Source organism: Longimonas haloalkaliphila, assembly GCF_055379825.1.
This window is the reverse complement of record NZ_AP043948.1, coordinates 2,218,214-2,238,357: the sequence shown is the minus strand read 5'-3', so window position 1 is coordinate 2,238,357 and position 20,144 is coordinate 2,218,214. Positions and strand designations below refer to the sequence as shown.

The window sequence follows — 20,144 nt, the reverse complement described above, 5'->3', positions numbered from 1 at the left end:
CGGTGGGGCCAGGGGAGCTCACAGGCAACTTGTTTGGCGTGTTGTTTGGCGTGCTCTCGCTTTCTCTGTGTGTCTTCTACACCTCCCCCAAGAGCAGCATTCGCGAGGCAATATCCAACCTTGCAGCGATCAAATATTCCAGTTCAAGCATTTCTCCACGAAAAGCGCGCAAACCCCGCCTGCGTGCAGAAACTAAACGTTACAGGGACGTTATCAAACTACCGATTACTCATCCGATCCGTTACAATATCAGCTATGCGTCATGCCTGACCCTCGTGCGCTAACCAATGACCCCTTCGACGCCCGTGATACGTTTGACACGGGGTCGGGAGAGGCTTATCTATACCGGCTCAGTGCCCTCGAAGATGAAGGGTACGAGCTCGACCATCTTCCCGTCTCGATCCGTGTCTTGCTGGAGTCGATGCTCCGTGAATGCGACGGCACACTCATCACTCAAGATGACGTGCGCCGCTTTGCCCAGTACGATCCGAGCGCGCCCGCCGAAGAAGAGATTCCGTTCGTTCCCTCACGCGTGCTCTTACAGGACTTTACCGGCGTGCCTGCTGTAGTCGACCTGGCAGCGCTTCGCTCTGCTATGGAACGTCTGGGCGGCGATCCGAACGAAATCAACCCCCAGGTGCCCGTGCACCTGATCATCGACCACTCGGTGCAGGTCGACCACTTCGGCACCACCGAGGCGATTCAGCTAAACTCCGAGATCGAGTTTAAGCGCAACCGCGAGCGCTACGAGTTTCTGCGCTGGGGCAGCGAAGCGTTTGAAAACTTCTCGGTGGTTCCGCCTGCCAGCGGCATCTGTCACCAGGTCAACCTCGAATACGTGGCCCGCGGTGTGTGGACGCGCCCGACCAATACGGGCATCGACCTGGCGTATCCCGACTCGCTCGTAGGTACCGACAGCCACACCACCATGATCAACGGTCTCGGCGTGCTCGGCTGGGGCGTGGGTGGCATTGAAGCCGAGGCGGCCATGCTGGGACAGCCCATCTACATGCTGATGCCCGAGGTGATCGGCGTGAACCTGACCGGCGAGCTGGCCGAAGGCGCTACCGCGACCGACCTCGTGCTCACCGCCACTGAAATGCTGCGCGAATACGGCGTTGTTGGCCGTTTCGTGGAGTTCTTTGGGCCGGGCATGCAGACGCTCACCATCCCCGACCGTGCTACCATCGCCAACATGGCGCCGGAGTACGGAGCAACCATGGGCTTCTTCCCCATAGACGATGCCGCACTCGACTACATGCGCCGCACCAACCGTTCGGAAGAACAGGTGCAGCTGGTCGAGCGCTACACGAAGGAACAGGGCCTCTTCCACACGTCCGACACTCCAGCTCCCGAATGCCTCGACGTCTTGGAGCTTGACCTGAGCACCATCACGCCCAGCGTAGCCGGGCCCAAGCGTCCACAAGACCGTATTACGGTGCCGGAGCTGCCTGAGGAGTTCAACGAGTCGCTCACTCGCGATGCCGGCCCCATCGGGTTTGGTCTTGACGATGACGCGCTCGACAACACCGGCGCGTATAACGACGGCACGTACGAGCTTGACCTCAAGCACGGCGATACCGTTATCGCGGCCATTACCAGCTGCACGAATACCAGTAATCCCTCGGTGATGCTCGGGGCCGGACTCATCGCCAAGAAGGCCGTTGAGAAAGGGCTTACCGTGCCGCCGTACGTGAAAACCAGTCTGGCGCCCGGATCCAAGGTCGTCACCGACTACCTGGTTGAGGGCAACCTGATGCCGTATCTCGACCAGCTCGGGTTTAACACGGTGGGATACGGATGCACCACCTGCATCGGCAACTCGGGGCCGCTCCCCGAACCGGTCGAGAACGCGATTAAAGACGGCGACCTGATTGTAAGCGGTGTGCTCTCTGGCAACCGCAACTTCGAGGGTCGCATCCACTCGCTCGTGCAGGCGAACTACCTCGCCTCGCCGCCACTTGTCGTTGCGTACGCACTGGCTGGCACGGTCGACATCGACCTGACCAGCGATCCGATTGGCACCGACAACGCAGGCGACCCGGTCTACCTCGAAGACATCTGGCCCTCCAGTGACGAGATCAAGGCCATGATCGATGAGGTTGTGAAGCCTGAGTTCTATAAGAACGAGTACGAAGGCATCGAAGAGTCGAACGAAACGTGGAATAACATCTCGATTCCGGAAGGCTCGGTGTACACGTGGGATGACGAGTCCACTTACATCCAGGAGCCGCCGTTCTTCATGGACATCACCCCCGAGGTACCGCCGATTGAGTCGGTCAAGAGCGCACGCGTGCTTGTGAAGGCCGGCGATTCGACCACTACCGACCACATCTCGCCTGCAGGGGCCATCCCTGAAGACTACCCCGCCGGTAAGTACCTGAAGGAGCGGGGCGTAAAACCGTATGCGTTTAACTCGTACGGCGCGCGGCGCGGCAACCACGAGGTTATGATGCGCGGTACGTTTGCTAACATCCGTATCAAGAACGAACTGGTACGCGATGAAGACGGCAACGTGGTCGAGGGCGGCTTTACCCGCAACTTCCTGAAAGATGGTGAGATCACCACGGTGTTCGACGCGGCCATGGACTACATCGATAACGATGTACCACTCGTTGTGCTCGGTGGAAAAGACTACGGTATGGGCTCCAGCCGCGACTGGGCCGCAAAAGGCACCATCTTGCTCGGCGTAGATGCAGTAATCGTGGAAAGCTACGAGCGCATCCATCGCTCGAACCTGATCGGCATGGGCGTGCTGCCGCTGCAGTACAAAGACGGCGACACTGCCGAATCGCTCGGTCTCGATGGCACCGAAACGTTTGACATTCCGCTCGATGACGATCTCGAAGCGGGCCAGGACGTGGAGGTAATCGCCACAAAGGAAGATGGCACAGAAGTCCGCTTCACAGCGGTGAACCGCTGCGATACACCCGTTGAGGTAGAATACTACCGCCACGGCGGTATCCTGCACTACGTGCTGCGCGACTACCTGAGCAATGCGCCCGTCTCTGCGTAATGATCGACGCGACACGTCGCGCGTAGTGCGTCTGTGTGTGCACTTGTATGTATGCACTTGCGTATTCGCGGCCACGTAGACGTAACCACAGAAGCGCCCCGATTCCCGCATAAGGGAACCGGGGCGTTTTTTGTTTGCACCGCACGTTCAAGTTGTTATCTTGTCATATGCGTAGCATGCCGCCTCAGCACGATGCTCATTGACACGATGCTCATTCATTGTAGAACATTATAGGGCATGTTTGCTGCATGACGCGTTGTACCAGGTTCTTACACCAGGCCCGGTCACTGTATTGCACTGTATCGCCTCTATCGCAGTGCATCGCAGTCCTGCCCCGCTCAAAATGGGCTCTTAATTTTAGGTCGTACCCATTGTTATGTAGGATTTGCATGAAGCCTCTCGCACGTTGTTACTTCTGATGGCAACAAAGCGGCTATTTCTGCACATTACCGTCAGGGGTGCTTGATTCGCAGCCCACACGGGGCCCCATCCACTGTTAACGTCCCCCAATTATGGACACTCTCTTCGAAGCTATCCTTTTTTACGACGACCTGTCCGAGGAGAAGCGTGCCGCTGTGCGCGACCAGCTCAACGAGCATCCCGACATGCGGCAAAGCCTCGTCCGGTGGATGCAGGTGCGCACGGCTGTGCGCCAGCAGCTGGAGGCCGACCTCCCCGATCGTCACCTTCTGGTGCTCTACGCCCTCGACCAGGCCGGACTCGGCCATACCCTCGAACCGGACGAGCGCGAAGCGCTCAAGGAAGCTACCCCCCGCATAGAGTCAGCACAGGATGCGCATCCAGCCCTCCAGGATGTCATCCAGCGCATCCAAGATGAACAGGTTGCCTTTGAGGAAACGTGGGCGGAGCACGTAACCGAAGTGCAAGACGCGCAACCGGTGCGTGCCGACCGCAGCGCACGCGCTCCCTCCGGGCGGCACACGGAAGACCGCTCCTGGGCCTGGCGCCTTGCCGCCGGCTTTGCGATGCTCTTCATCGCCGTGTCTGTGATCTTCTTTCTGCCCAGCGCCCCCACGACAACCACCGTCGACGTCGCAGAAGGCGAGATTCGCACCCTCACACTTGCCGACGGCTCTTCGGTGCGTCTGAGTGGCACCACACGATTTACCTACCCGGATGAAGTCCCCGAAGGCGACACTCCCGCATACGTTGTATCCATCCAGACCGGCAAGGCCTTCTTTGAGGTGCCGGAGCACATCGACCGCTCGTTCATCGTTGAAACCCCCACTGCACGTGCCGAGGTAATCGGTACCCAGTTTGGCGTCGACACAGCGCCTCACCATACCGATATCACCCTCGCTGAAGGAGCACTTCAGATCGGCGCTCCCACAACCTCTACCTCCGACATGGTACAGCTCGCCCCCGGCCAGATGTCGCGGGTTGAGCGCGACGAGGCTCCCTCTTCGCCACAATCTATCGAGCTAAATGAGTCGCTGGCATGGACCGGCCTCTTTCTCTTCCGCCAGACCTCAGTCGAAGTTCTTGCAGACCAGCTCAGCCGTGCATACGGTGTGTCGGTCACTACCGATGCAGACCTTGCCTCAGAGCGCGTTACCGGTACGTTTGAGCGCGATCAGCCTATTGGCGACATCCTAAGCGCAGTGGCCGCTACCCTCGGGGGCGCTGTTGAACAGCCGGCGTCCGACACATACCGTCTCACTCAGGGCTCATGACCTCTCATCTCCTGAAAACAGTGCCTTATAACACTTCTATCATCCGGTCGGGTTAGAGGGATGCGGGCCCGCCCCCATGCAGTGCGGGTTGCTTCTCTACCAAGAACAGCAGGTCGCCCAATGGGTACGAGACTACTCGTATGCGTACCGTATCCATTCTATTGGCTGTTTGACTTTGACTCGCTGGCTTGTTTTCTGGGTTCTGGCTGTGCTGGTTGTACTGTGCAGCACTGTAGCACTTCCTGCTCACGGACAGGCTACCCTTACCTTCGACGAAGGAACCCCCCTCTCCGAGGCGCTGAGCACGCTACGCACGCAAACGTCGCTCGACGTTGTCTATGCCGACCGGCTCGTGCAAGACCGCACTACGTCCTGTCGCTATCGAGGAGCGGAGCCGCTTGACGCGCTGCAATGCGTTCTTGACGGAACCGGACTGCAAGCCGAGCGCATCCGCCGCAACCAGTACGTACTCGTTGTGGCTCCCTCTTCCCCGCCTGAAGCGGACGCCTATGACAATCGGCGTGTCTCGCTGAGCGGGCGTGTACGCGACGCAGACACCGGTGAAGCGCTACCAGGCGCTAACGTCGTGATGCGCGACATGCAAGCCGGCACGATAAGCGACCGAAGTGGCTACTTCGTGCTCTCCTCTCTTCCGCCCGGCCCCTACCGCGTGCGGATCTCTTATCTTGGCTATCAGCCGGCCGACACAACGCTCACTGCTGGCGGTGGAACGGCACGCATTGCGCTCGCCCCCCGCTCTATCGAGTCAGAAGGCATTACGGTGCGTGATCGCACAGCCGGTGTGGCCGCGCAAGAACCCATGGCTGGGCATGTGGCTCTCGCACTCGACCAGATCGATGCCCTGCCCTCTCTTGGCGAGTCAGATCTACTTACCTCGCTGCAATGGACCCCCGGCGTGCAGCGGTCTGGCGTTATAAGCGGCGGACTAAGCGTTCGCGGAGCGCCAACCGATCAGAATCTATACCTGCTCGAAGGCGCGCCGATCTATCACCCCTGGCATGCCTTCAGCCTCATCTCGACCTTCCAGACAGAAACGCTAAAGCGGACAACCCTGTATCGGGGCGCTTTTCCCATCGAACACGGAGGGCGCCTGTCTGCGATTGTGGATGCGCAGCTAAAGGACGGAAACCGGACCGAACCCCGAGCACGCGCTGCAATCAGCGCCTTGAGCGGACGCTTTCAGATTGAAAGTCCGCTTTCGTCGAGCACCTCGTTTATGGTAGCTGGGCGGCAGTCCTATATCGACCGTATTGTCGGACGTGAGCATCCCGTTGAGCAAGGCGGCCGACGCGATACCATGCGCACTGGGTACGTGTTCTACGACACCAGTGCCAAACTCACCACGCACTTCAACGACCGGCACCGCCTCTCCGTTAGCTACTACCACGGGCGCGACGACCTGGACCTGCGCCTCCCGTTTGACCTTTCGCTTGACTTTTCCTCGTGGCTGCGTCCAACAAACCTTTTTTTCGAGGTTGATCAGAACTGGTCTAATCGGATGGTCAGTGCCCAGTATCAGGCGATTCCCGATGACGCCGTTGTTGTAAACGTTACCGGCTACTACTCCGGCTACCGTGCGAACGAGGCCTCCTTCGTGCAGCCCACAACGACGGCCTCTTTGCGCTCTGACTATGCTGTGTCGGTTGATGAACTGGGCCTGCGGGGCGCTGTCGACCTGTACTCGTCGATGGCACACCAGTGGAAAGCAGGGGCGCACGTGTCGCATCTTGCTTTTTCGAGTAGCCTGAACAGCGAAGTGCAGCGCACGACCACCTCCTCTGAAGTAGAACTGCAGGAAACCAACCGACGCGCCGTAAAACTGGCCAGTTACGCTCAGCATGCCTGGATGCCGACCCCACGCTGGGAGGTGCAGACGGGGGCGCGCCTCAGCTACTTTTCAATCGGCCAGCACCTGCACCTGCGTCCCCGCATCAACGCCCAGTACATCGCACACCCCGACTGGCTTACGGTGCAAGCCGGATTCAGCGGGCATGTGCAGCCGCTGCACCGCCTGCGCGACCGGTTCTCGCTCGCCTACGACCTTGTGTCTACGCGCTGGGTGCCCTCCGACCGGAACGTGCGCCCGGCGGAAGGCTGGCAGGCAACGCTGGGCGCACGCAGCCGCCCGACGACCAGTCTGCGTCTTGAGGTCAATACATACGCCCGGTGGACCCGCCACACCCTGATTCCTCGCGATGCAAGCCGGACCAAAGACGGCCTCGAAGGGCCGGGCATTGAACTCGGCGCGCTACTGGGTCAGTACACGACCGCTCGCGAGCGTGCCGCCGGCATCGAGGGCGAACTGCACTGGACGTCTGGCCCCTGGCGTCTGCAGCAAAGCCTCTCGCTGAGCCGTACACTTACCCGCGCCCTTTCTTCTTCATCCCCCGGCTACCGCCCTGCCGACCTCGACATTCCGTGGGCCATGCGTAGTGCACTCACCTGGGAGCCCGGGCGCTTCGAAGCTACGTTGGCAGGCACGCTACGCAGCGGATATCCCCTATCGACGCCTGTAGCCAGCTACCGCATAGGCGACGTCGATGGATCTGAGCCCATTCGCTTTCTGCACCGTCCCTATACCAATAACGACCGCCTCCCCGCGTACGGTCGCTTGGACGCCTCGGTCGGGTACCAGTTTGATGCGCTGGGCGGCGCCTGGCAGGCGCGCATCCACATATACAATCTGCTTAACTATCGCAACGTAGTCGGCCGCACGTACGAATCGTCGGACGGCGACGTTTTTGCCAATAACCAACGGGGCGTTCCCCTGCTTCCGCTCTTTGAGCTTCAACTCGCGCTATAGCCAGCCTCCGACCTATGCCTCTTTCACCGCTTCAAAACGCAGATGCCTCCACTGGCCTCTCTTCTGTTCGCCGGTCTGGAGGTGCTACGGTGCTCTTTTTGCCTGTCGTTGGACTGCTCATCGTTGGAATGCTCCTCTCTGGATGCGATATGACCGACCTCGACGGGCCCGCGCCCGTCGTCGTGGAGGCCTTTGTGGAGACCGGCCAGCCCCCGCCTCCCATTCGTGTGCGCGCTGTGCAATCGCTGCGTAGCAATGCGCCCGACGGCATCTCAGATGCGGAGGTACGCCTCACCATTGGCGACCGTGCTGTGGCCTACCGGCCCGACGCGAACGAGGCGGGACGCTACGTGCCTGCCGGTTCTGCAGATACCGTGCGAACCGGCACCCGCTTCAACCTGGAGGTATCTCATGCCGATGGCATTGCGCGTGGACAGGGGCGTACCCCCTCCCGCATCCGTCTCGACAGCGTAGTCACCACCGTTCCCGACACGCCTGTCGAGGCCGTATCGGTAGACTCCCTGCGGCGCGACTCGCTCGATATTCCGGCGACCACCAACTTTATCTATCCCATTGAGGTTGCGGTGTACTGGACCGCCCCCCCTGCAGACTCGCACTGGGTGCGCACAGCACTCCGCCCCGAAAACCAGCCGTTTAGCCCGCGCATCGTTGACTTCTTCATTCAGCCCGAGGCCGTCTTTTTGGAGTCAAGTCGTGCTGTAGGCGATTCCAATGCCGTCGTGCGGCGATGGAGCGGCGTCTACGCCATCCCCGTTGAAACGTCCACCGATGCACTTCCCGCCCATCGCCTGCTCGTACTTGCGGTGCGGAGCAATGCCGACTACGCGTCGTTCATCGCCGAACGCGACGACCCCGACCGTCGCGAGCCCCCTTCGAACGTAACCGGTGCACTGGGTATCGTGACGGGCGTTGCTGTGGACTCGATTACGGTTGCTATCCCTTGAGGCATGCTTTACCTGACACATAACCTTAGAACAGCTACCTTACCTTAGAACAGCTACCTTACCTTAGAACAGCTACCTTACCTTAGAACAGCTACCTTCGCAAACCGGAACGTCTGCCGGGCGGTTTGGAGTACGTACATGCCACAGATCTATATATTTCTGTTGAGCTGTCCTGAATCACCCACATTCCCCTCTCTCTGATGCCCACAAACGCCACGGTTACCGCACTGAGTGTACAGAAGAACAACCCAAACCGGGTCTCTGTTTTTCTCGATGGTGACTTTGCGCTGGGGATCCACCAGGACCTGGTTGTCAAGTATGACTTGCATACCGGGCGCACCCTTACTCCCGATGAGCAGGCGCAGCTCGAAGCCGATCAGCGCTTTATCGACGCCAAGCAGACAGCGCTGGAGTATCTTGCACATAAGCCGCGTACCGAGGGCGAGGTGCGCACACGCCTGCAACGCGACGACTACGCTCCTGCGCTCATCGACGACACCATCGACCGCCTGCACGAACTCGACTACCTCGACGATGAGGCGTATGCCCGCGAGTATGCAACGAACCGCTTTGCCAATAAATCGTACGGCCCCCACCGGATACGGCGTGAGCTCCGAGACCGAGGGGTGGCTGCCCCCTTCATCAATCGCGCGCTGAACCAGCTGGAGGCGAAGGTTGACTTTCACGGTGCAGCCCGGTCGCTCGCCGAGAAGTACTGGCACCGCGTAGCCGACGAAACGCATCCCCTAAAACAGGCCCAGAAACTGCAGGGCTACCTGGTGCGGCGCGGCTATGCCACCTCAACCGCACGCGCTGCCGTCGACGCCGTTCAGGAAGCCCACAGTACACCGTAAGCCGGTTCTTTAGTAGGCAGCCCCCTCTTACGGATCGTGCTCTTGCCGTGCACGTGCTCTTTCGCCCTGACCGACTTTCGGTCGCATCTGCCTTCCCCTACCTATGGAGATCTCGTCGACGTCGAAACGGCCCGCTCCCATGTCTACCCCGGGTGATGGCGCGCCAGAACGCACCAGTGCGTCTCCTCGGGGCGGGCCCCCTCCGGAAGGAGACTCGCGTCTCCCCACCAGCGATCGCGCCTTGCGATGGGCTCTCGGCACGCTCTTTGTCACCGCCGCTGCCGCGACCGTGTGGTACTTTCTGGGGCTTTTTATCTACCTGGCTGTGGGCGGGATTATTGCCTACTTCCTGCATCCGCTCGTTGACCGATTTCAAGGGTTCGGGATGCGGCGCGTACCCAGCATCCTGACTGTGTTTGTCGTGGTGCTGGGTGTGCTTGGCCTGCTGCTTACCTTTATCGTCCCCTTCATTGCTCAGCAGGTGCGCGATCTCTCACAGCTTGTTTCGGTCGAAGCCGCATCGGAGGCTGCGCGCTACCTGGAGATCTGGATCGGCCAGTTCGCTGCCATCGAGCCCGGTAGCATCGAGCAGACCGTGCGTGAAACGCTGCAATCCCTGGCCGAGGGCGACCTGGTTGAGGGCGACCGCGTTGCCGAAACGATCGGTTCGATCGTCTCCGTATTTACCAACATTGTCTACGCGGTTGTTATCATCCCGTTTATCACGTTCTTTCTGCTGAAAGACGGCGTAGAGCTCAAGCGCAGCATGCTGAAGTGGGTGCCCAACCGCTACTTCGAGATCACCCTTGCCGTAATTGCCAAAGCCGAGGCCAGTCTTGGCCGCTATGCCCGCGCACTGCTCGTGCAGTGTACCAGCGTGGCGGTCGTAGCCTCAACCCTGCTTTGGGTCGTAGGCCTGGAAAATGCGCTCGCGATAGGCATCTTCGTCGGCGTTGCCAACACCATCCCGTACTTCGGACCGTTCTTCGGATTTCTGGTGGGCACCGTTGTGGGCATCGCACAAACGGGCGACCTCTCGCTCGTGCCCGGCGTGGCCGTTGCAATGGCACTCACTCAGCTCTCCGATAGCGTCTTCTTTCAGCCGCTGATCTTCTCACGCGCAGCCCAGACGCATCCGCTGGTTATTCTGTTTGTGGTGCTGATCGGCGCTCAGCTGGCCGGACTCATCGGCATGCTCGTGGCCATCCCGCTTACCACCATCGTGCGGGTCATCGGAGCACAGATCTTGTGGAGCATCCGAAACTACCATATTTTTCGCACGACTACGTAGCGCGCATCGGATCGCTCATTCGCTCGTAGCTTACACGCTTAAGCGTCTTCTTGTCTGTGTTTGTTATGCAGCTGCGGGATGCATGCGCCCCGCCCCCTTGTATACTTTTACTCATCCAACTTCACCTGGCCTATGGCATCGTCTGCCCTGCAACGCGAACAAACGACGGCACTAACCGAGGCAGTTGGGGTCGTGCGCGCACGCACCGACCTCGCCCCCGAGATGGTGCTGATTCTTGGCTCGGGGCTCGGCGACCTGGCGAACGAGGCCGACACAGACGCTATTGTACCCGCTGCAGACATCCCGAACTACCCTCAGTCAACCGTAGCCGGACATGACGGACAGCTCGTGTTTGGCACGCTTGAGGGCACACGCGTGGTCTTCGTGCAGGGCCGCGTGCACGCCTACGAAGGATACCCTACGCCCCGACTCACATTTCCGCTGCGGCTCTGCCACGCTCTTGGCGCGCAGCGCCTCCTTGTAACGAACTCAGCCGGGGGCATCAACCGTACATTTGGTCCAGGGCAGCTTATGTTCATCACGGATCATATCAACATGGCGTTTGCCGACCCCGGCCAGGCACAGATGCCCGACCCCCGCCACGCCGCGGCCCGTCCCAAACCCGATGCGGCGGCGCAGCCCATGATGCACACCAGCTACTACGACCTCGCGTGGACCGATGCTGCCCAGAGCGTGGGCATCGAAGCCGGCGTGGGCACCGTGCGTGGCGCGTATGCCTGGACGCGTGGCCCCTCGTACGAGACACGCGCGGAAGTACGTATGTTGAGCCGCCTCGGCGCCGATGCTGTGGGCATGAGCACCGTACCCGAGGTACTCCAGGCCCATGCGCTTGGCATGAACGTCTTGGGCATCTCTACCATTACAAACTTCGCTGCCGGACTCGGCCATGAGGTCCTCGAACACGAAGATGTGCTGGAGGTCGGCAAGCAAGTGCGCGGCGACTTGCGTATGCTGGTACGCGCTATCGTAGAAAAGACGTGAGAATACCGTCACCCGATACTCGCAGACGAACCTTCGCTTCGTATCGAGAATAGAGTACTTCGCACCACACGCGTCCTGCCTCGCTTCACCCTCTCGCCCCCACCATGATTCCTTTGATCGACTACGCCGACCGGGCCGACCGCCTGCAGGCCGTGCTCAGCCGAAGTGCCTCTTTCAGCGACGATGTCGATGCCTCCGTTCGCGACATCCTGCATGCGGTGCGTATTGAGGGGGATGACGCGCTCTATCGCTTTACAGCCCGGTTCGACAACGTAGAACTCGACGCGCTGCGCGTCCCCGAATCGACTCTGCACGAAGCGCTCAATGCACTCGACGATGACCTCCGGCGGGTGATGCACGACGCCACCGAAAACATTCGCCGCTTTCATGCACGCCAGGGGCCCAACTCCTGGTTTGAGGACGATGGCGACGGGGTTATGCTCGGACAGCGCGTGCAGCCGCTGGAACGCGCGGGACTCTACGTGCCGGGGGGTACAGCCGCATATCCCTCAAGCGTGCTCATGAACGCGATCCCTGCTCAGGTTGCTGGCGTGCCGCACATTGCAATGGTATCGCCTCCTCAGGACGACGGCCTGCCGCATCCTCACATTATGGCTGCCGCTGCCCTGTTGGGCCTTGACCAGGTGTATGCTCTTGGCGGTGCGCAGGCGGTTGGAGCTCTCGCGTTCGGCACCGATACGGTGCAAGCCGTCGATAAGATCGTTGGCCCCGGTAATGCGTACGTCGCCGCGGCAAAGAAACAGGTATTTGGGCGTGTCGATATCGATTCGGTGGCCGGGCCCAGCGAAATCGGTGTGCTCGCTGATGCAAGCGCCGATCCGGGGTTCGTAGCCGCCGACCTGCTGTCGCAAGCCGAACACGACCCGCGCGCCTCAGCACTGCTCGTAACGCCGCATCGTCCGCTTGCCGAGGCGGTGCAACACGAAATTGAAAATCGCGTGACCGACCTGCCGCGCGCCGAGATCATCGAGGCGTCGCTCACCGATTACAGCGCCTGCATCGTGACCGACACGATGCCGCAGGCTGTCGACATGATGAACGAACTGGCCGTTGAGCACCTTGAGATTATTGTCGACGAGCCCTGGACCGTGCTCTCTGACATTAAGCATGCCGGCGCAATCTTTCTGGGGCCGTACTCGTCGGAGCCTGTCGGCGACTATTTTGCAGGCCCCAACCACGTACTGCCGACCGGAGGCACCGCTCGCTACGCCTCCGCCCTGCGCGTCTCCGACTTTGTGCGTACGCAGTCTATCATCCAGTACTCGGCGCGCCGCCTGGCTCAGACCGGGCCCGACATTGTGAAGTTTGCCGAAGCCGAATCGCTCCAGGCTCATGCCGACGCGATCCGCGAGCGCCTCGACCACATTAACGCCGCTGCTTAACTCCCCCGCCCTACTATGGATACTGCCTCTGCTCCCTCTGTCGAAACTGTGCTGAACCGGATTCGCTCGGGCGTGCGCAATGAACACCCGTACCTGGTTGGAGCGCCGCCTCAGGCAGACGTCAAGCTCAACCAGAACGAAAGTCCGTACGACCTCCCGGCCGAGCTCAAAGCCGAGCTCGTCGATACGCTGCATGACACCGCGTTCAACCGCTACCCGGCCGAACAGCCGGCTGCCCTCGCGGAAGCGCTTGCCAAGCACAACGATGTTGCACCGGAGCAGGTGCTCGTGGGCAACGGGTCGAACGAACTTACATACCTGTTCGGACTCGCCTTCATCGAGCCGGGCACTCCGGTCGTACTGCCCGCTCCCATGTTCTCACTTTATGAGAAGGTGGCGCGCCTCTACCACGCCGACCTTACAACCATCGAACCCCGTGCCGACCTGCACTTCGATATCGATGCCCTCGTCGAAGCCGTGACCCAGAAGAACGCGGCGATGACGGTCATCACGACCCCGAACAATCCAACCGGACTCGCCGTGCCCCCGGCCGATCTGGAGCGCGTGCTTCAGGCCACTCCAGGCGTGGTCGTGATCGACGAAGCCTATGTCGAATTCAATGACTACCCGCCGGCTACCGAGCTGCTCGATGCATATCCCAACCTCATCATTCTACGCACGCTCTCAAAAGCTTTTGGGCTGGCCGGACTGCGCCTCGGCTACCTGATGGCGCACGAAGACATGGTTACCGAACTGATGAAGGCGCGCCTTCCGTTTATGGTTGATCGCTTCTCCGAAGCCGTCGGGCGTGCCGTGCTCAACCACCCCAACCTGCTCACGCAGCGCGTGCAGCAGATGCAGGAAAGCTGCGCATCGCTCACCCGGGCCCTGCAAGAGCGGGACGCCCTCACCGTCGTGCCCTCACGCGCCAACTTCGTCCTCTTCACCCCCCATACAACCAGCTCCGATGCATTGCAAGATGCCCTCATGGAGCAGGGTGTTCTCATCCGCAACATGGGCGGATATCCATCGCTCCAGGGCTACCTGCGCGTATGTGCAGGCACACCTGGTGAGAACAAGGCATTTCTGGATGCGTTGGATGCGGTGCTGTAACTACAACAGCTCCCTGTCTTGCTCAGCCTCTGTAGTTTCTTCCTTTTTGCACTGACACTCCACGCTATATAATGGATTTCATTCGGGTACGAATTATTGGTTTGTCCACCAGCCCCTCCAGCGGCGGCGCCTATGCCCTTGTGCTCGGAGAGGAAGATGGCAACCGGCGCTTGCCCATCATTATCGGGGCATTTGAAGCACAAGCCATCGCGCTTGAACTGGAGCAGATACAACCCCCTCGCCCCATGACGCACGATCTCCTGCGCGACGCCTTCGACTCGATGCAGGTCGACGTCACGCAGATCGTGATCGACGAACTGCGTGAGGGCACCTTCTTTGCCAAAATTCGCTACGACCACAATGGCAGCGAAGATCAGCTCGATGCTCGCCCAAGCGATGCCGTTGCCCTTGCAGTCCGTGTAGATGCCCCCATCTTCGTAGCACCCAGCGTGCTCGACGAAGCTGGCATTGTTGCTGATGATGAGTCGGGCAGCATGTCGGCTATCGCTTCTGAACAGAGCAGCGAGGAAGAAGATCTGAGCAGCGCAACCCCGCTCGAACGCATGGAGAAGCAGCTCGACAAGGCCATCGAAGAAGAAGACTACGAGCGGGCCGCCGAGCTCCGCGATAAGATTGAACAGCTTAAAAGCGAGCAAAGCCAGAATTAAAGGCTTTCCTTGCACGATATCCCCCTTCTAAGAAGCTTCGCGGAACGCTCTGCGAGGCTTCTTTTTTTGTGGATGCGCTGCGTCTGCTGCATGCTTGCCCCTCACCCCCGAGCCTGCTACGCATCCGCCTGCCCCCGACCACCCTCTTTCTTCGACAGCCCTTACCCCCTATCGCATGCCCGAATCGCCCGACGCCACCGCCGACTGTTTACCCTGGACGGCTCTGCACAGCCTGCCCACCCTCGCCGCGGACTATGCTACTGGCAGCGGCACTGCTGCATCGTACTTCACCTACGACCGCCACAGCACCAGCGACCTGCGGAACGCTGCCGCGGTTGCCGCCGATCGGCCGCGCGACCGCGACGTCCTCGCCGATGTTCTCGCCGAACAGAACCGATCCTGGGGCGCCGATGACGCGGCCAACCAGGCCAACATCGAGGCCCTGCGCGACCCTGACACAATCGCTGTCGTTACCGGTCAGCAGGTCGGGCTCTTTGGCGGACCGCTGTATACGCTCTACAAAACGCTGACTGCGCTTGTGTGGGCCGATCACCTGGCAGAGCAGACCGGGCGTACCGTCGTGCCCGTGTTCTGGATTGAAGGGGAAGACCACGACTTTGAGGAGATCGCCCGTACTCATGTGCTTACGCACAACGAGGTCGTCTCTCTCGACTACGCTCCCACCCCCCCACCCACGGGTCCGGTTGGGCCGTATTTGCTCGGCGAAGCCATTGAACCGCCCCTGCAGCAACTCAACGATGCACTGCCGCCATCAGACTTTAAGCCGGAGGTGTACGGCGCCCTCGCATCGGCCTACGCGCCTGAGCACACTCTCGAAGATGCATTTGCGCGGCTCATTGCCTCTTGGTTTGCCGGCACCGGACTCGTACTTCTCAACCCCGACGACCATCGCCTCAAGCAGCTCGTGCGTCCGCTCATCGAGCACGATATGGACCACAGCCCCGAAGCCGTCGACGCCGTACACCAGGCCGGAAGCGCGCTCGTTGAAGATGGCTACCACATGCAGGTCCAGGCACGTCCGACCAACTTCTTCTGGATGGAGGAAGACGGCCGCTATGCCATTGATGCCAACGACGACGGCACCTTCACGCTCCGGCACGACGGACGCACGTGGAGCCGCGCTGACCTTCAGAAGCGTATTGAGGAGCAGCCCGAGCGGTTCAGTCCAAACGTCGTTACGCGGCCGCTGGTGCAGGACCAGATGCTTCCGACCGCCGCTTACGTCGCAGGCCCCGGCGAAATATCGTACTTTGCGCAGTATCGCGCGGTCTATGAGTGGGCCGGTACCACTATGCCTGTTATCGTGCCCCGAGCCAGCATGACGCTTGTTGAGGGCAAGGTCGAGAAGGTGCTCGACAAGTACGGGCTATCGTTTGCAGATCTGGAGCAGCAGAACGCGGACCAGCTCTTCCAGTCGGTGATTGTTGACACGATGGATGCCGACATCGACGCTGCGTTTGGACAGACTTCGAGCCGCATCCACCAGGCCCTGAATGACATAAAACCGGTCGCCGAGTCGGTAGATCGTACGCTCGGGCGCTCGGTCGAGGCCACCCGTGCCGCGCTTGCAAACGAGCTCAACGACCTGAAGCAGCGCATCGTGCGTGCCGAAAAGCGGCAGCATGAGGAAGTGCAGGCTCAGATCGAAAAGGCCTGTGTGAATCTGATGCCTGAACGCAGCTTGCAAGAACGGACCCTCAACCCGGCTTACTTCTTCAATAAGTATAGCATGGAGCTTCTGGACACGCTCCGTGCCCGCATCGACGTATCTGATGCCTCTCATCAGCTCGTTTCTTTGTAAGACACCCCCCCCCCTCAATAGCATGAATACACCCGCCTCTCCACTTTTCAGTCCGGTTATTGAACACACCATCGAACTGGCTTCAGAGTGGCACAACGAGTGCTACCGCAAAGGCCGGTGGCGCGATGAGCCCTTCAGCCGCCCCGACACCTCGGTTCGCGTGCCCGTAATATCGCACCTTTCCGCGGTAGCCATGGCTGTGGCGCGGGCGGGCTGGCCTGCGAACGTCGTAGCCGCTGCCTATCTGCACGATATCGTTGAGGATCCAAATGCCCACGGCGAGCGCATGACGTTCTCAACCCTGCACGACCTGATTGGCCCCGCTGTAACCAACCTGGTGCGCAACGTTACCGAGCCCAAGCTCGACGAGAGCGGTGAGAAGCTGCCCTGGCAAGTTCGCAAAGAGGCGTACATCGATCATCTGAGCGATGCCCCCGACGAAGCGCTCGCCATCAGCCTCGCGGATAAGCACCACAACGTGTGGACGATGAACCAGAGCCTGGAAGCAGACATCAACATTTTTGAGGATGCCCCCGGGCGTACCGCACTCAGCGCCGGTCCCGAACAGCAACGGTGGTTCCTTGCGTCGGTGCTTCGGCTTTCAGATGAGCGCGACGACGCCCGCCTCGATCCGCTGCACACCGGACTCAAGCGTGAGTACCAGCGCCTGACAGACCTGACTGCTTCTTGAGAGCCTATTTTGATTTCTTAATTGGACTCTACGCTTCCAGTGCATACGCAGCGCTTGTATGTCGCTACTCGCCCTCATTGACCAGCGGTACGAACCGAAAGGCATCAAGCGATTCGCGCTCATACGTGTCCGGACCGGTGCGTACGATCCGCTTCATGGTGTGCGAACCTGCTGCGCCGACAGGGATCACGAGGCGTCCGCCCTCTTCGTGAAGCTGATTCAGCAGCGGCTCGGGCACCTCTTCAGCTCCTGCTGTCACGATAATCCCATGAAAGGGACTCATGCCGCGCCATCCTTCGGTACCATCACCATGGCGGGTGCGCACGTTGTAGTCGAGTGCTCGTAGCTTGCGTTTCGCGCGCTCAAGCAGCGCCTTATGGCGCTCAATTGAGAACACCTGTGCTCCCATCTCGCAGAGCACCGCTGCCTGGTAACCGCTGCCTGTTCCCACTTCCAGGATGCGCTCGCCCGGCTGCGGGTCGAGTAAGCTGGTCTGATAGGCCACCGTAAACGGCTGCGAGATCGTCTGGCTCTGCCCTATAGGCAGGGCCTCGTCTTCATACGCCCGCTCCTTGAATGCCGGCTCCACGAACGCATGCCGGGGCACCTGCTCTATCGCACGAAGCACCCGCTCATTGTCAATGCCTCGCTCGCGCAGATGCGCAACGAGTGCCCTGCGACGTGATCGGTTCAGCCGGTCGTCGTACGTAGATGCCATAACGATATCAGTTGCGATGGGCCTCAAAAGAGGATTAAGAAGCTTGTTTTGCCGTGCGCGTGTTCCCTTTCGAAGCCGGGCTAAGCGCGTTGCCAAGATAGGTCGTCAGTTCGTCCGGGGTAATGTTTGAGATGAGTGCGCCGTCTCGCGAAATTGAGATATTGCCCGTCTCTTCCGAGACAATCACGACAAACGCATCGGTCTGTTCGGTAAGCCCCACACCTGCACGGTGGCGCAGCCCGAGTTGCGGACTTAGCTTCATGCTTGTGGACACCGGCAAGATGCACCGTGCAGCCTCGATACGGCGATCAGCAATGATGACAGCTCCGTCGTGCAGCGGCACATCTTTATTGAAGATAGACAGCAGCAGGTCGCGCTTCACCTCGGCCTGAATGACCTCGCCTGTTTCGATGTAGCTGCGCAGCCCCGTTGTTCGCTGAAACGCAATCAGCGCCCCCGTCTGCGTATCGCTCATATGATCGACAGCCGATACGGTGGCTTTGATGACGGCCTCCTGGCTATCGCTTGCCACAAACTGCCGGATAAGTGGGTTACGCCCCAGCAGCAGGAGCAGACGTCGAATCTCAGGCTGAAAGATGATGATGACCGCAAGCACAAACACCTGATTGAAGTAGCTGAACACCATGTTCAGCACCTTCATGTTCAGTACCCAGACCACTAACTGAATGGCGAAGAGTGCCCCCAGTCCGAGTGAAATCTGAACAGCAATGGTGCCCCGCATCAGCCGGTAAAGCTGATACAGCAGAAAAGCCACCAGCGCAATCTCAAAGATGTCGCCGGGACCGATACGTAGAATTTCGAAAAGCGTCACCAGCAGCGGGAGGACAGGTCGACAGAGAGCGACAGGGAAGAACGAGAACATGACACGGTGGTGTGCCAGATGCGCCTACGGTCCAGGGCGCGATGATCAAGACGCATGACAAGACGCATGATCAGGGCGCGTGATCAGGGCGCGTGAATAGCGTCAACGACGCGCAGGGCCTGTGCGGTTTCGGCCACATCGTGGGTACGCACCAGTCGGGCTCCGTGCTCCATCGCGACGACCGTTGCGGCAATAGAGCCGTGCAGCCGTTCTTCGATCGGAACAGGCGCCTCGGCCGTGCCCAGCGCTGCCCCGATGCTACTTTTGCGCGACACACCCACCAGAATTGGGCGTTTCAGATCAGCAAGGCAGTCCAGTTTGCCAAGCATGCGCAGGTTGTCGGCATGCGACTTCGCGAACCCAAACCCGGGATCGATGACCACGTCACGAACCCCGGCAGAAACCGCCTGGTTGATGGCGCCTTCGAGCGCTTCGCGGAGCGCTTGCATCAGGTTCTCGTAGCTGTGTCCGTGTGGCATCGCTCCGGGACGTCCCAGCGAATGCATCACGATGAGCGGTGCGTTGTACGCCGCCGCAACATCGGCCATCTCCGGGTAGATGCGCAGGCCGGTTATGTCGTTCACGATGTGCGCACCAGCTTCCAGCGCCGCCTCCGCAACACGCGGCTTGTACGTATCTATCGAAAGCAGCAGCGATGGATCGCGCGCATGCAGCGCTTTAACGACCGGCACCACCCGGTCGATTTCCTGTTGCTCCGCTACCTTAGCCGCTCCTTCGCCGTACTCCCGCCCTGAGGGCCGTGTCGACTCGCCGCCGATATCGATCACATCGGCGCCTGCGTCGCGCATGGAGAGCGCGTGCGCAACGGCAGCATCGGTATCCATGTACTGCCCACCGTCAGAGAACGAGTCGGGGGTTACGTTCAGCACCCCCAGTATGCGCGTCGTGCGGCGGCAGTCTAACGTGTGCGACCGGCAATGCAGCACATGGGAAGACGACGAAGCAGCTTCAGACATAAAAACGAGCGCGTGGCAGTTGAAATATTGGCGGTGCGGCGAACCTTTCGAACATGAAAGGATACCAACGAGCGAACAAAAACGCGCCCTGCATGCCGGGTTTGGCAGAAAATTGTTGCGCCTACCCGTAAACGCGTCATACGGCTTTGCCCTGCACCGCTTCAAGATACGGCTTTGCCCTGCACCGCTTCAAGCAGATGCTTCCTGTCGAGTCGCTCTCCCA

The 20,144-nt window shown here is 60.2% G+C and carries 15 protein-coding genes; 12 read left to right on the top strand and 3 right to left on the bottom strand.

The annotated features are described in order from the left end of the window. Positions 1-262: 262 nt before the first annotated feature. The 12 genes from acnA to ACZ48V_RS08680 all read left to right on the top strand — a co-directional run bounded on the left by acnA (position 263) and on the right by ACZ48V_RS08680 (position 17,343). A complete protein-coding gene (gene acnA / locus ACZ48V_RS08735; RefSeq protein WP_464538372.1) occupies positions 263-3,016 on the top strand; it encodes an aconitate hydratase AcnA in 2,754 nt (917 codons plus the stop codon). A 512-nt stretch (positions 3,017-3,528) separates the two neighbouring features. After that, positions 3,529-4,710, top strand: a complete 1,182-nt coding sequence (locus tag ACZ48V_RS08730; protein WP_464538371.1) for a FecR family protein — start codon at positions 3,529-3,531, stop codon at positions 4,708-4,710. 175 nt (positions 4,711-4,885) lie between these two features. Beyond that, positions 4,886-7,534 (top strand): TonB-dependent receptor domain-containing protein, encoded by a 2,649-nt coding sequence (locus tag ACZ48V_RS08725; protein WP_464538370.1) that lies wholly within the window; start codon positions 4,886-4,888, stop codon positions 7,532-7,534. A 14-nt stretch (positions 7,535-7,548) separates the two neighbouring features. Next, the gene (locus tag ACZ48V_RS08720) at positions 7,549-8,499 is read left to right on the top strand and encodes a DUF4249 family protein (protein WP_464538369.1); all 951 of its coding nucleotides are present in this window, start codon (positions 7,549-7,551) and stop codon (positions 8,497-8,499) included. A 200-nt stretch (positions 8,500-8,699) separates the two neighbouring features. Further along, entirely contained in the window at positions 8,700-9,353 is a 654-nt protein-coding gene (locus ACZ48V_RS08715) for a RecX family transcriptional regulator (RefSeq protein ID WP_464538368.1), read from the top strand. 139 nt (positions 9,354-9,492) lie between these two features. Then, positions 9,493-10,644, top strand: a complete 1,152-nt coding sequence (locus ACZ48V_RS08710) for an AI-2E family transporter (RefSeq protein ID WP_464538367.1) — start codon at positions 9,493-9,495, stop codon at positions 10,642-10,644. A 132-nt stretch (positions 10,645-10,776) separates the two neighbouring features. Beyond that, entirely contained in the window at positions 10,777-11,646 is an 870-nt protein-coding gene (locus tag ACZ48V_RS08705) for a purine-nucleoside phosphorylase (RefSeq protein WP_464538366.1), read from the top strand. Positions 11,647-11,750: 104 nt separating this feature from the next. Then, on the top strand, positions 11,751-13,049 hold the full coding sequence (gene hisD, locus ACZ48V_RS08700) for a histidinol dehydrogenase (RefSeq protein WP_464538365.1): 1,299 nt from the start codon (positions 11,751-11,753) through the stop codon (positions 13,047-13,049). 15 nt (positions 13,050-13,064) lie between these two features. Then, positions 13,065-14,162 (top strand): histidinol-phosphate transaminase, encoded by a 1,098-nt coding sequence (hisC, locus tag ACZ48V_RS08695; RefSeq protein ID WP_464538364.1) that lies wholly within the window; start codon positions 13,065-13,067, stop codon positions 14,160-14,162. Positions 14,163-14,233: 71 nt separating this feature from the next. Further along, a complete protein-coding gene (locus tag ACZ48V_RS08690) occupies positions 14,234-14,830 on the top strand; it encodes a bifunctional nuclease family protein (protein WP_464538363.1) in 597 nt (198 codons plus the stop codon). Positions 14,831-14,924: 94 nt separating this feature from the next. Further along, the gene (gene bshC, locus ACZ48V_RS08685; protein WP_464538362.1) at positions 14,925-16,652 is read left to right on the top strand and encodes a bacillithiol biosynthesis cysteine-adding enzyme BshC; all 1,728 of its coding nucleotides are present in this window, start codon (positions 14,925-14,927) and stop codon (positions 16,650-16,652) included. A gap of 22 nt (positions 16,653-16,674) precedes the next feature. After that, positions 16,675-17,343 (top strand): HD domain-containing protein, encoded by a 669-nt coding sequence (locus ACZ48V_RS08680; RefSeq protein ID WP_464538361.1) that lies wholly within the window; start codon positions 16,675-16,677, stop codon positions 17,341-17,343. 64 nt (positions 17,344-17,407) lie between these two features. Here ACZ48V_RS08680 and ACZ48V_RS08675 read toward each other — a convergent pair whose 3' ends face one another. The 3 genes from ACZ48V_RS08675 to folP form a co-directional block, all read right to left on the bottom strand. Further along, positions 17,408-18,061, bottom strand: coding sequence for a protein-L-isoaspartate(D-aspartate) O-methyltransferase (locus ACZ48V_RS08675; protein ID WP_464538360.1), 654 nt, complete (start codon positions 18,059-18,061; stop codon positions 17,408-17,410). A 34-nt stretch (positions 18,062-18,095) separates the two neighbouring features. Then, a complete protein-coding gene (cdaA, locus tag ACZ48V_RS08670; protein WP_464538359.1) occupies positions 18,096-18,893 on the bottom strand; it encodes a diadenylate cyclase CdaA in 798 nt (265 codons plus the stop codon). A gap of 134 nt (positions 18,894-19,027) precedes the next feature. Then, positions 19,028-19,921, bottom strand: coding sequence for a dihydropteroate synthase (gene folP, locus ACZ48V_RS08665; protein WP_464538358.1), 894 nt, complete (start codon positions 19,919-19,921; stop codon positions 19,028-19,030). Positions 19,922-20,144: the final 223 nt, after the last annotated feature.